10 protein-coding genes and 1 pseudogene are annotated in these 12,550 nt (G+C 52.0%); 6 read left to right on the forward strand and 5 right to left on the reverse strand.

The window, feature by feature from the left end:
- Positions 1-185: 185 nt before the first annotated feature.
- Positions 186-1,196 (forward strand): DUF2336 domain-containing protein, encoded by a 1,011-nt coding sequence (locus Q0835_RS19370; protein WP_298963827.1) that lies wholly within the window; start codon positions 186-188, stop codon positions 1,194-1,196.
- 75 nt (positions 1,197-1,271) lie between these two features.
- Here Q0835_RS19370 and Q0835_RS19375 read toward each other — a convergent pair whose 3' ends face one another.
- The gene (locus Q0835_RS19375) at positions 1,272-1,898 is read right to left on the reverse strand and encodes a LysE family translocator (RefSeq protein WP_298963828.1); all 627 of its coding nucleotides are present in this window, start codon (positions 1,896-1,898) and stop codon (positions 1,272-1,274) included.
- Positions 1,899-1,990: 92 nt separating this feature from the next.
- Here Q0835_RS19375 and Q0835_RS19380 point away from each other — a divergent pair, with 92 nt between their 5' ends.
- Positions 1,991-2,773 carry an extensin family protein gene (locus Q0835_RS19380; protein ID WP_298963829.1) on the forward strand — a complete coding sequence of 261 codons (783 nt, stop codon included), beginning with the start codon at positions 1,991-1,993 and terminating at the stop codon, positions 2,771-2,773.
- 65 nt (positions 2,774-2,838) lie between these two features.
- Positions 2,839-3,193 (forward strand): annotated as a pseudogene (locus Q0835_RS19385) (ornithine decarboxylase); the annotation flags it as partial.
- A gap of 155 nt (positions 3,194-3,348) precedes the next feature.
- Here the strand turns inward: Q0835_RS19385 and Q0835_RS19390 are convergent.
- Positions 3,349-3,786: a BA14K family protein gene (locus tag Q0835_RS19390; RefSeq protein WP_298821400.1), complete on the reverse strand. Its 438-nt coding sequence runs from the start codon at positions 3,784-3,786 to the stop codon at positions 3,349-3,351.
- A gap of 181 nt (positions 3,787-3,967) precedes the next feature.
- On the opposite strand from Q0835_RS19390, the gene Q0835_RS19395 reads away from it, so the two are divergent.
- A complete protein-coding gene (locus Q0835_RS19395; RefSeq protein WP_298963830.1) occupies positions 3,968-4,744 on the forward strand; it encodes a HugZ family protein in 777 nt (258 codons plus the stop codon).
- A gap of 108 nt (positions 4,745-4,852) precedes the next feature.
- Here the strand turns inward: Q0835_RS19395 and Q0835_RS19400 are convergent, their stop codons facing one another.
- The gene (locus Q0835_RS19400; RefSeq protein WP_298963831.1) at positions 4,853-5,110 is read right to left on the reverse strand and encodes a hypothetical protein; all 258 of its coding nucleotides are present in this window, start codon (positions 5,108-5,110) and stop codon (positions 4,853-4,855) included.
- On the opposite strand from Q0835_RS19400, the gene Q0835_RS30380 reads away from it, so the two are divergent.
- Positions 5,079-5,702 (forward strand): DUF1062 domain-containing protein, encoded by a 624-nt coding sequence (locus tag Q0835_RS30380; RefSeq protein WP_366142366.1) that lies wholly within the window; start codon positions 5,079-5,081, stop codon positions 5,700-5,702. The genes Q0835_RS19400 and Q0835_RS30380 overlap by 32 nt on opposite strands.
- 381 nt (positions 5,703-6,083) lie before the next feature.
- Here Q0835_RS30380 and Q0835_RS19405 read toward each other — a convergent pair whose 3' ends face one another.
- Positions 6,084-9,668 (reverse strand): hydantoinase B/oxoprolinase family protein, encoded by a 3,585-nt coding sequence (locus Q0835_RS19405; protein WP_298963832.1) that lies wholly within the window; start codon positions 9,666-9,668, stop codon positions 6,084-6,086.
- 140 nt (positions 9,669-9,808) lie between these two features.
- Positions 9,809-11,275 (reverse strand): glycosyltransferase family 39 protein, encoded by a 1,467-nt coding sequence (locus Q0835_RS19410; protein WP_298963833.1) that lies wholly within the window; start codon positions 11,273-11,275, stop codon positions 9,809-9,811.
- A gap of 230 nt (positions 11,276-11,505) precedes the next feature.
- On the opposite strand from Q0835_RS19410, the gene Q0835_RS19415 reads away from it, so the two are divergent.
- Positions 11,506-12,498, forward strand: coding sequence for a TRAP transporter substrate-binding protein (locus Q0835_RS19415; RefSeq protein ID WP_298963834.1), 993 nt, complete (start codon positions 11,506-11,508; stop codon positions 12,496-12,498).
- Positions 12,499-12,550 lie beyond the last annotated feature (52 nt).

A 12,550-nucleotide genomic window follows, 5' to 3' on the forward strand; every position in this document is an offset into this window, starting at 1 on the left:
TTCGCCACACTTCGGGACAGCTACCAGGGTCGGATTTCTAGTCGCCATCGGTAGCGGAGTGTTAAGGGGAGGATGGTAATCTCCGCTAACGCGAGATGCGCGTCGGAGCTTTGATGATCAGTCTTTCGAAATTATCAGATCTGGCTAGGGACCCCAGTGCGTCAGGCCGCAAGAGCTTGATCACGATGTTAACCGATTTGTTCGTCAGCAGCCGGGATGACCGCGATGAACAGATCAGTTTGCTCTTCGGTGACATTGTTCTGAAAGTACTTGGTCAGCTTGAAGACGAAACTCGGATAATTCTGGCCAAGCGTGTCTGTCGAGAGAAGGATGCGCCAAACGAGCTTATGGTCAAGCTGGCCAGCGACAAAATTGATGTCGCCGAGCCAGTTCTGGAACATTCGACTGTTCTGACTTCTGAGGACCTAGTTTCGATTGCGTCTTCCGCCTCAATGGATCACCTTGGAGCGATCGCCGGACGAAAGTGTGTCGACAAATCCGTCACGGAAGTCCTGGTTGACCGAGGGGACTCCAAGGTTCTCAGCAAAGTTGCAAACAACCAGGGTGCTGAGTTCGCAGACGCTTCATTTCTAAAGCTGGTCGAGAAAGCACGATCCGATGAGGCGATCCAAGCAGCGCTCATAGATCGGAGTGATCTTCCGGACGAGGCCGGACGCGCGCTGCTACCGTTTTTGACCTCCGAGTTGAAGAGCCGCGTCAGTGCGCTTGGCGCAGACAACACACTTGTTCAGCTTATGGCGGAAAGAGCAGCAACAGAAGTTGCCGCTCGCACCCAAAAGCTGGATGAAGCACGTGAGCAATCAAACGCGATGATAAAGGACGTTATCGCAAAGAAAACGAAGGTTGATGACGCCGTTACCGCTTTCGCACGCGCGGATAGAACGGCGGAACTTGGAATGTTACTGGCAAAGTTGAGTGATCTCCCATCAGCTGCAGTCTCTCAACTTCTCTTCAGTTCAAGCGATAAACCACTCATCATTGTCTGCAAGGCCAATGGCGTGACCACTGAAGCTTTTAAAGACATTCTCACGATGCGTGCGCGGCGTCTGCGACTGGGTGGATCAGAGCTTAATTCAGCAATCCAAAGATACGCGGCGTTGAGCGAAGCGGGTGCAACAAGGTCGTTGCAGGCGATCAAGCAGGGCGGATCCACATTCGGCCTGACAAACGCCTAAAGCGCAACAGCTGAGAACTCACAGACACACCTACAGCAAGAGCGATTGTTCCATGAGGACTTCTTCAGGGGGAGGTCAACTCGAGGACCTTTGGATTGTTGCGGTCATTGCGGCTGCCGATATCAGAAATCCACCACCTATGCGGTTGACCAAACGCATAAGCGAAGGGCTTCGAAGTTTGGTGCCAATTGCGGCTGCCGCCAATGCATAGATTGCGGCGTTGAGAATTCCGAGAACCACAAATGTCGACCCCAACAACACCAATTGGGGGGGCACTGCCGCTTGCGGAGCGATAAAGTGTGGCAGGAACGCCATGAAGAAGACGATACCCTTCGGGTTTAAGGCGGTTACGACATAAGCATGCCAAAAAATCTTCTTAGCAGGAACGTCGTCTACCTCGTGGGGACCCAATACTGCTGGTCGGCTGCGCCACAACTTGATGCCCAACCAAACGAGATATGCAGCACCAATCCATTTCAGGACTGCAAATGCGGTTGCAGACGTCGCCAGAACTGCACCCAGACCCATCAATGAGACTATTGCAGCGGTTGCATCACCCAGCCCGACACCCATCACGCTCGCAGCAGCCGATTTGCGTCCTTGAGAAAGCGCGTAACTTACCACAAGCATGATCGTTGGTCCGGGGACCGCGAGTACAATTAGGGTTGCGGCCACATAAGCTACATAAAGTTCGAGTGTCATGGAATGTGCCTTGCTAGATGATGGCCGAGTCTATGCTCGGGGCGCGGCTATTGCAATCGTTGGGGTTTGTCGGACGGGTTATGAGGATAGACGTGAAACACAAAATTTCTGTTCTGGCCATTTGGTTTCTATTAGATCAATTCTCTGCAGCGGTTCCGCAAGGTCATGCAACGCCTATTCCTGAAACAAAACCACTTTTCGACCTCAACGGAATTGGTTTTGTCGAGGGAGTTGACGTTCCGTCTGCGAAACCGCAGCCGGAAAAAGCAGTGCCAAAACAAAAAAACCAACAGACTGCCATTTCAGAAAATTCATGTATCATCCCCAATGCCGAGTTTGAGGAATTGGAGCCGGTGTCCGGAGCAATCCGTGAAGGCCAGTTGAATGACATCGCGTGCGGAATATCGGATCCTGTCCGACTAGAAAGTGTTTCGGCAGTTGGGCATAAAATTGAGTTTTCTTCACCCGTGACGGTTTCCTGCAAGTTTGCGAGGGTTGTTGCTGAGTGGTTGCGGGAAGATGTCCTTCCCTTGGCTTTAAACAACCTGGAAACTTCTGTTTCCGTCATACAAAGCGGACCTGGATATCAGTGCCGCCGGCGGAACAATCTACCGGATGGAAAGTTGTCTGAGCATGCACTTGGCAAAGCGCTCGACATCTCTCACTTCAAGTTAGGAAACGGAACGATCATTTCGGTTGAAGACGACTGGGGAAAGCGCACGAAAGAAGGTAAGTTCCTAGATCGCATTCATGCTGCAGCCTGCAAAAGATTTACAACAGTTCTAGGACCTGAGGCTGATCCAAACCATAAGTCCCACATTCATCTGGATACGGGCTGCCACGGTCAGGACTGCACCTATATTATTTGTCAATAGCGTTGCAAATCCGGCTGAGTTCCCCTTGGCAATCTTTACGTTGTTTTGGGGAGGCTCATGAACCGATATTCAACCGTAGCAATGCCGCGCTCGATCTTCGCCCAGATCAGCCAATTTATTGTTCCAGCCTCAATGTCTTGCAACAAGATGCTCAAAAAGTTTTCAATCATTGTTTCCGGGAAAGACTGCCTATGCAGCCAAGACCAATGGTGAACCGTTCGTACCAAAAACACTTTCAGAGGCGGGAATAGACTGTTTTGGCTTCGCATCTCCTGCACAGTTCACAGCTGTTCTAGCTGCCGTGCCAGATGCCGAGTTCTCCATATGCATCCGATCAAGTCCCCATCGGATATTCGGCTGGCGCTTGAGCGCTATCGTATACGAACATTTTCTCTGGATCACGAAGATGAAGTTGCCAAAAACCCTCGATGCTGGCGAGGCTCCAGAGGGTTTTGTCTCCGTAGAAACCAGGCTGACTGATCAGCATGAAAAAGAGGCAACGAGCAGTGGCCAGTTCGGCTGACCGGATACCCGTTGCCCCAAGTTGACGGGCTTCGTTCATTGAGCGCTAGCTTCTATTGGCAGAAGCGCTGTACACCGCGATACGTGGTGTAAGTGCCGGTAGATGGGTTGAACGACCGGTATTTGGAAGAACAGTACTGATACCAGGCCGGGCTCCAAGGTTGATAGCCAACATTGCCGTGAACATGTCCCGGATGAGGCGCCGGCGGATAGTAGTTTCTCTGAGGTGGTGCGGCGTAACTCGGCTGGCTTGTTGCACCGAGGAGTATGGCGCCTGCAGCAAGGCCAATCACGCCAGCTGCAACTGCAGCGCCGAGATTGTCATTGTTCTTGTGACGTTTGTGCTTACGGTGCTTTCGATGGTGGTGATGGTGACCGCCGCCATGATCCCGCCAACCGTGCCGCGGACCTGCTTCGGCGGTCACAATCGTTGGCACGAGGAGGACCCCGGTCAGGGCTGTTGCAATAAGGCGTTTGCTCATCTTGTTCATCGGTTCTTTCTCCAATGGCCTGCGCCTCTCCAATCGGCGCCCTAGCTGATGACGGCAAAATCACACAAGAGCTCTGAACCACTTCTGAGAAGTCCGTTCATCGGAGGTTCAGGTTTCTGTTATGGAGTGGCATTGTTAGCAGCTCATGCCCGATGGGCTTCGATGAAACCGGGTACCAATCGTGACCAAGTCAGAAAAATCAGGCCAGAACCAGAAGTCTGTTATTCGAGAGACAAGCAGTGAGGCCGTCAAACAGGCAAAGACCTTAATTCGCACCGCCCGATTCGGAGCATTGGCGGCGAATGAAGCTGATACGGGTCATCCGCTTGCGAGCCGTGTCGCAGTCGCAACAGACCTAGATGGTACACCAGTGATCCTGACCAGTGCATTGTCGGGACACAGCGCTGCTATATTACAAAACCCATCTTGTTCTTTGCTGCTCGGTGAACCTGGAAAAGGAGATCCGCTGGCGCATCCCAGAATTTCACTGTTCTGCAAAGCAGTCCGAATTGAGCGCAAATCAGACATTCATGAGCGTTTGCGTAGCCGCTATCTGGCCCGTCATCCAAAGGCAGAGCTTTACATTGACTTTGGCGACTTCAGTTTTTTTCGACTGGAAATGATGCGTGCCAGTCTCAACGGTGGATTCGGAAAGGCCTATGAGTTGAATTCCGAAAATCTATTGACAGAAGTAGTGGACTTGGAGGCTTGGGCCGCGATGGAAAGCGGCGCGATCGACCATATGAATTCCGACCACGGAGACGCTATCAAGCTTTACGCGGAGGTTCTATGCAAGGCCCAATCTGCGAGCTGGAGACTTGCATGTCTTGATCCTGAAGGATTGGATCTGGTCGCAGGTGACAAAGTTGAAAGGCTTTTCTTTCTCAGTCGCTTAGAGAGTTCTAAAGAACTGCGACAAACGTTAGTGGATTTAGCGAACCAGGCGCGAAGCGCCTGACAAATTGATCCTCAGTGTAGTTTCTACGACTGATTGCACTTGAATCTAATTCTGCGGATGGTTATCGAATGACTGGCTTTTAACTAGGACGCCTAAATTGCCTACGATTTAACCGGTCTTCGATCCCGCACCTGCGTTTTTAGCGCGCGACACGACTTGTTCGTCAATGTGGCGGATCGGGACCGGTATGGCTTGTCCAGACCGTATCTGAGACCTTCGATACGCCACCGATATCTCCAAATAGCCAGACCGTGGATCTGCAAAATCGGGTGAAACCGTTTGCACGACCGTCCCGGACGTCTGTTGGCGGACTTCCTTCAGGAAGACCAACGGAATGTCATCGAAAACAGAAATCGAATGGACCATTCGTGGTTCGCAAAACTATGAAATCAACCGGTACTGCAGTCGTTGCAGCACTGAGAGACCTTTTGCCTCAAGCCACAAATTTCGCCTGAATGCTAACGGAAGTCGATTGGATGCTTGGCTCATTTATAGATGTCAAATCTGCGGCAAGAGATGGAACTGCAGCGTCTTTGAAAGAAGGTCTGTTTCAAGTTTGGGACAGCGTGACTTGCAAGCGCTTCAAAGCAATGATCCCGAATATGCTGTGCAACAAGCCGGAGTCATTTCTGCAGTATCAAAATCGAAGCTCGGAAAGGCGACTTGCTGCTTTCAACTTGAGAGAAGACCAGTTCTCGTCTCCGACACTACGAGCTCCAGGTTACGACTTGTCATTCTCAATCCCGAGTTGCTTCGGGTCAGACTGGACGCCGTGCTGGCAAGAGGGCTTTGTCTGTCACGCAAACAGATAGTCAAACACGCAGCCTCGGGAACACTTCGCATTCGAGGCACTGGGGCGAATACACCCAAAGGTCTTAAAAAACCTGTCGCCCGTGATGTCGTGATCGAAATTGAAAGCGAAGCAGAGTTGCAACTCTCCTCGTTGTTCGATCCGTAAGGGGCGTGATTTGAAATCTAGCGGGTGTGTCGGAGAATTTGGATAGAAAGTCCAGTGGCTAGCGACTTGCGACGAAGCTTGCACCGAAGGTGCCGGATCCAGGTTCCGGTACCTTCGGCGCACTTTTGCGCAAGGGAGCAGGATACTGACATTCAATCAATTGCAAACAACGGCAATAAACGCCGCGAAGTCAGTGTCTTCTTGTGAAGGTTCACCATTCAATCAGAACGGGTTTTCATAGCGTGTTTGTCTTTTAGAGCCGCAAAGATTTTGAGAATAATCGCGTTGCATCACAAAAGGCCTTGAAGCCGATTTTGCCTTTTGTAGCAATTCACGAACAAAGCCACCAGATGGTGGCTTTGTTCAAAGAGAGTATAGGGCTCAGGTCGCGCCCCAACCTCCTGCCGTGGGGGTAATGACGGTGACAGCTTCACCAGCGTCCAGTTCAGTCTGGTCGCAACCTTCCAATATCTCGATACTTCCGTCTTTTCGGCGAACTTCAGTTCGTCCAAGCTTTCCGTCGCTACCACCGTCGAGCCCTTTCGGGGTTACAGTTCGGTGGGACGCCAAAATTGAACAGTCCATTTTCTCAAGGAATCTCAGCGTGCGACGGGTGCCGTCACCAGCATTCCATTTTCCACTGCCTCCCGAATCTTTGCGAATATGAAAGTCTTCAAGCAAGACCGGGAAGCGAAATTCAAGGACCTCCGGATCAGTGAGACGAGAGTTCGTCATGTGAGTATGGACACCATCGGTGCCATTGAAGCCCGGACCGGCCGGAGAACCGGAGCAGATGGTTTCATAATACTGGTAAGTGTCATTGCCGAAGGTCAGATTGTTCATGGTGCCCTGGGCATTGGCCATTGCCCCAAGCGCGGCGAAAACCGCATTGGTGACATGCTGGGATGTTTCGACATTTCCTGCAACGACCGCAGCCGGATAGGAAGGTCTCAACATGCACCCATCAGGGATGACGATGTTGATCGGCTTCAGGCAGCCGGCATTCATCGGGATGTCACCCTCAACCATCACCCGGAAGCAATAGAGAATTGCCGCGCGTGTGACTGGCTCCGGAGCATTGAAGTTGTTTGGTTTCACTGCAGAGGTGCCGGTGAAATCCACGGTGGCTTCGCGCTTGTTCTTGTCGACCGAGATTTTGACCTTGATGATCGCACCCTGGTCCGTCGGGTACTCATATTCGGAGTCCTTGAGTGCTTCTATGACGCGCCGGACACTTTCTTCGGCATTGTCTTGAACGTGCCCCATATAGGCCTGAACCACATCAAGACCGAAGTGGTTGACCATCTTGTTCAGTTCCTGAATGCCTTTTTCGTTGGCTGCGATTTGTGCTGACAAGTCCGCGACATTCTGGTGCGGGTTTCTTGCCGGGAAGGGATGATCGGTTAAGAGGTCAATAAGCTCCGCTTCGCAAAACCGTCCTTCATCGACAATCTTGAAGTTGTCAAACAGAACGCCTTCCTCGTCGACACTTGTCGCTCGCGGGGTCATAGATCCGGGGGCTGAGCCGCCGACATCGGCATGATGGCCTCTCGATGCGGACCAAAACAAAATCTCTTTGCCGTCATCGTCAAACACCGGAGAGACAACAGTGATATCAGGCAAGTGAGTGCCACCATTGTAAGGCGCGTTGAGTGCAAACACGTCACCCGGCTTGATTTTACCCTTGTTCAGTTTGATGACTGTCTCGACGGAGCGGTCCATTGAACCCAGGTGAACCGGCATATGCGGCGCATTGGCAACAAGCGCACCGCCGGCATCAAAGACTGCGCAGGAAAAGTCGAGGCGTTCCTTGATGTTGACCGAATAAGCCGTGTTCTGGAGTGTCACCCCCATCTGTTCCGCAATTGACATGAAGAGATTGTTGAAGACTTCCAGCATCACCGGGTCTGCGTGCGTGCCAATCGCATCGTCCCTGACAAGAGGAACAATCCGCCGCAATATGACATGATCCTTGGTGTTGATTTCAGCCTGCCAGCCGTCTTCAACCGCGATCGTCGCGTGCGCTTCGATAATCATGGCCGGCCCGGAAACCTTCATTCCGGGTTTCAGTTCTTCCCGTTTGAAAATACCAGCCTTTTGCCAGCCGCTTTCCGAATGGATGTAGGTTGATGTTGCCGGGGACGGCATACCTGTTGAAAGATGAATATCGGGCTCAACCAGCCCTGCGCCACCACCTGCTGTTTCGACCTCCAATGCTTCGACCACAATCGGTTTGCTGTCATACGCAAATCCGAATTGTTTCTTGTGAGCGTCTTCAAACGCGGCACGCATTTCGTCAACGCCGCCAAGTGGCACGGGCAAAGGCGTATCTGTGCCGTCATACCGTAAGTGAGCTGTGGCGAACGTGCGCCGGGTGGCGGCGGGAATGGCCTGTTTTTCAAGTTCGGCCTCAGTCTGGCCAGCCAGCTGGTCCCGCAAACCTGCCAACTCCTGCAGAAGTTCCTCAGTGAGCGTTTTCACCACAGCTTGCTGGCGATCGGCTCTGATATCCGCCAGACCCATACCATAAGCTGACAGAATGCCGGAAAACGGATGCAGTATCACTGTCTTCATGCCAAGACTATCGGCCACTTTGCAGCCAGTCTGACCGCCTGCGCCGCCAAAGCAGGTCAGTGCATATTCGGTTACGTCGTAACCTCGTTGAACAGAGATTTTTTTGATCGCGTTTGCCATGTTTTCGACGGCAATCTTCAAGAATCCATCGGCAACTTCCTCGGGCGTACGACCGTCGCCGATACGCATAGCCAGATCGGTAAACCTCTTTCTGACGATGTCCGCATCCAACGGTTCGTCCTGATTGGGGCCAAAGATCTTGGGAAAGAAATCAGGAGCCAGTTTGCCTGTCATTAGGTTGGCATCGGTCACCGTGAGAGGTCCTCCACGGCGGTAACATGCAGGGCCAGGATTGGCACCTGCTGAATCCGGACCGACCTGAAATCGGCCATCCGTATAGTGAAGGATGGACCCTCCACCAGCAGCTACGGTATGGATCATCATCATGGGTGCGCGCATACGCACACCTGCGACTTCGGTTTCGAACGCCCTTTCGTAGTCTCCCTCATAGTGGCAGACGTCGGTGGATGTCCCACCCATGTCAAAGCCGATGATTTTTTCAAACCCCGCCATTCGAGAGGTTTCCACGGCGCCGACAACCCCGCCAGCCGGACCTGACAATATGGCATCTTTGCCTTGGAACAGATCGGCTGCCGTCAATCCACCCGACGATTGCATGAACATCAGGCGAGGGCCGGTTCCCAGTTCTTCCTGGACCTGGTCCACGTAGCGGCGCAAAATCGGCGACAAGTAGGCATCAACTACTGTGGTATCGCCGCGTCCGACGAGTTTCATCAGCGGCGAAACTTCATGCGAAATGGATATTTGAGGAAAGCCGATGTCCTCGGCAATTTTTTTCAAGGACTGTTCGTGAGCTGGAAATGCGTAGGCATGCATCAAAACAATCGCGACAGAACGAATTCCCGCATCCCATGCAGTTTGCATCTCGCGTCTTGCCTGGATTTCGTCCAATGCAATTTCAACGACACCATCAGCCTGCACCCGTTCGGAAATCTCGTGAACCAGCTCATAGAGTAGTTCCGGCTTGATGATTTCTTTTGCAAAAATGTTGGGCCGGGCCTGATAACCTATTTCCAAAGCGTCGCGGAAACCCTTGGTGATAAAGAGAGCGGTTCGTTCGCCTTTGCGCTCAAGGAGCGCATTTGTGGCAACGGTCGTGCCCATTTTCACCGTTGCGATCTTGTCCGAAGGAATCGGTTGCCCCTGGTCGACGCCCAGCAGCTCGCGAATTCCCTGAATGGCAGCATCTCTATAGGCTTCAGGATTTTCGGACAGGACTTTGTGAGGATGAAGAGTGCCGTCCGGAGCCCGACCAACGATGTCGGTAAACGTGCCACCCCGATCGATCCAAAAATCCCACTTGCCTGTCATTTTCTTCCCTCTGATCCTGCAGTTTTATGCGTTCGCGAGACCTAATGTAGGAGCCCGCATCTCCTTAGATTGAGTTTATGTAGACATTTTATCGATAAATTGTCGATAAAAAAATCTCAATGACATCCCATTGATTGTTTTTATTGGTCTGTTCGCCCCTTGAGCAATCTCAAACCGCTGGCGCCCCAGCCGAAGCGCTGGGCCGCAGGAGGTTTGTCTTTGTTCGAGACTGCTCGGGTCGCGGCTTCAGTTTCTGCAGCATTGCTGTGAACGACAAGCAGCCAACGTTCTCCACTTTCCGTGTCCAGTGACAATTCCGCAGGTTGCATAGACTTTTCAGTTGCTTTGAAAGCACTCGGTTCTCGCAGATAATACTCCAGTGCTGGCGCTGCAAAGCCCTTGTAGAGCACCAATTTGTCGTTCGGCATTTTCTGCTCTCGGTAATCCTGAACGATTTCCCGCCATTCAGGGCGGATCTTGTCCGTCAACGTGAAGCTGAGTTCCGAATAGGACAGTATCAAAGATGCAGCGATCAGTGCTGGTGGCAACAAGCGGATCTGAAGCGAGCAAGCACCGGCCGAAGCGAGCAAAAGGAACCCAGGCCAGGCGGCAATCAGATAGCGATCAAAGAGAATTGGCTGAACCAGAACAGAATACACATATGCGAGCACAAGTGGCCCAAAGGTATAGGCCAGCAATATAGCCAGGTTCTGACTTGAGCGGGTGGCGTTCCCCGAACGAATTGCCGTCTCATAGATCAACTTGACTAAGAAAATTGCTGCAAATCCCAAGAGAAGAATGATCAGCTCGAGTGAGCCGGAAATGGCAAATGCCATATTCTTCAAGAAATTCAGGTCCGGAAATGCGATCCAAAAGCCATCCGCAGCAACTGATCTCGCGCGGCCAGCCAGGATCAGCAGCCATGGGAAAAAAGCAATGGCGCTTGCCCCCATCGCAATACAGGCTGCAACCGCGGGAGATCCTGTCAGAGACCGGTTCTTGATGACATCGCGCAGCGCATAGGCCGCGCAAGTCAGGCCAACCGGGGCAAAAGCCAAGAGCGCATAGATATGGCTATAGAGAAATAGAGCACCAAAAATCGTCAGCAAAACGAGCCATTTGCGAGAAGGTTGCTTCAGCACATTCAGAACCGAGAGCAAAAACCCCAATCCGCAGGTGGCCAACAGGGCATACATCCGAGCTTCCGTGGAATACCAGATGTGGAACGGTGAAAAACACAACAAAGCAGCAGCCAACAGGCCAAGCCGTTGGCTGCCTATGGACCTGCCAACCAGATAAGTGAGCCAGACAGCAATTGTTCCGAGGATTGCCGATGGGACGCGAAGGGCGATTTCACTGTCGCCAAGAAACGGCATGGTCAGCCAAAGAATAATGTTGTGCAATGGGGGGTAGTTGTCGGCTGAAACGGCTGTGAGGAGTTCGGAAAAGCTCCCATTGGATTGGCTCCAGCTGACGGCTTCATCATACCAGAGACTGGTTCTGTCGAGATTGACAAAACGCAACACCGCTGAAATCAGCAGCACTGCAGCCAGGGAGAGTGAATTGAAAACACTACCTGTTTCCCTCCGCATGTCTGTCTGCAGCACTTACACATTCCTCACCATTCAACTATATGCGCGAACGCTAGCCAATCCTTTGGAGTTAGCAAAGCCAGAACATCTAAAAAGGCAAACGATAATAATTTATCGATAAAATGTTGATGTTTTATATTTTTGAGTCTAGCCTCAAAGAAGATGCGCTTTTGAAGGTGTTCAAAGAATGCACCTGAGCGTCATCCTGTCAGGTTGAGACCTGCTTCCAAGAGGAGACTGTTTTGTTGAATTCATGTTTTTTGTCCAAGGCCGGACTTTGTCTGGCTGCCGCCGCCGCCTTCGGTCTCGCGGGTGTCTCTGCAGCCACCGCTGAAACCGAATGGAACATGCCCACGCCTTATGGAGATGGAAACTTTCACACCCAAAACATCAGCGCATTCGCTGAGGATGTAAAAGAAAAGACCGGAGGCTCGCTGAACATCCAGGTGCATTCCGCAGGCTCATTGTTCAAGCATCCAGAAATCAAAAATGCTGTTCGCAAAGGCATTGCACCTATTGGCGAAGTGCTGGTGTCGCGCCTTTCCAATGAAGATGCGGTCTTTGGGGTTGATTCAGTGCCGTTTCTTGCACCTTCCTATGATGACGCATGGAAGCTTTATCAGGCCTCCAAGCCTGCGCTTGAAGAAAAACTCGGTGAACAGGGGCTGCAGCTGCTTTATGCTGTGCCATGGCCGCCCCAAGGTATCTACGCCAAAAAAGAAGTTGCGAAGCTTGACGACATGAAGGGGCTCAAAATACGGGCCTATAATGCTGCAACGGAGCGATTTGCCATTCTGGCAGGGGGCATTACGGCGCAGATCGAAGTTCCGGATATCCCCACGGCGTTCTCAACTGGTCGGGTGGATGCCATGATCACGTCCCCGTCGACTGGTGCCAATTCAAAGGCCTGGGATTTTCTGACGCACTATCATGATACACAGGCCTGGTTGCCGAAAAACATGGTCATCGTCAACAAGCGTGCCTTTGATGGATTGAGCGACACAGAGAAGACTGCGGTTCTTGAGGCTGCAGAAGTCGCAGAAACACGCGGATGGGAAGCCTCAAAGGTTGAGACGAAAAGCAAGACCAACGTTCTGGCCGAAAACGGCATTACAGTTGTGCAACCGAGCACCCAGTTGATTGAAGAGCTCGCGGCAATTGGCGAAACCATGGCGAGTGAGTGGCAGGAGCAAGCCGGCGCAACCGGCGCAGCTGTACTTGAAGCTTACAAAAAATAGACAGGCTTCTTGCGCCGGACCAAAAAGGTCCGGCGTTTTTCATTCTAGCGTC

The sequence above is a fragment of the uncultured Roseibium sp. genome (assembly GCF_947499295.1).
Lineage (GTDB): Bacteria > Pseudomonadota > Alphaproteobacteria > Rhizobiales > Stappiaceae > Roseibium.

Bases quoted from the DNA above. Each gene is read 5' to 3' on its own strand.
- Q0835_RS19370 (WP_298963827.1), top strand. From the start codon at position 186: ATGTTAACCGATTTGTTCGTCAGCAGCCGGGATGACCGCGATGAACAG.
- Q0835_RS19375 (WP_298963828.1), bottom strand. From the start codon at position 1,898: ATGACACTCGAACTTTATGTAGCTTATGTGGCCGCAACCCTAATTGTA.
- Q0835_RS19390 (WP_298821400.1), bottom strand. From the start codon at position 3,786: ATGAACAAGATGAGCAAACGCCTTATTGCAACAGCCCTGACCGGGGTC.
- Q0835_RS30380 (WP_366142366.1), top strand. From the start codon at position 5,079: ATGTCATCGAAAACAGAAATCGAATGGACCATTCGTGGTTCGCAAAAC.
- Q0835_RS19400 (WP_298963831.1), bottom strand. From the start codon at position 5,110: ATGGTCCATTCGATTTCTGTTTTCGATGACATTCCGTTGGTCTTCCTG.
- Q0835_RS19405 (WP_298963832.1), bottom strand. From the start codon at position 9,668: ATGACAGGCAAGTGGGATTTTTGGATCGATCGGGGTGGCACGTTTACC.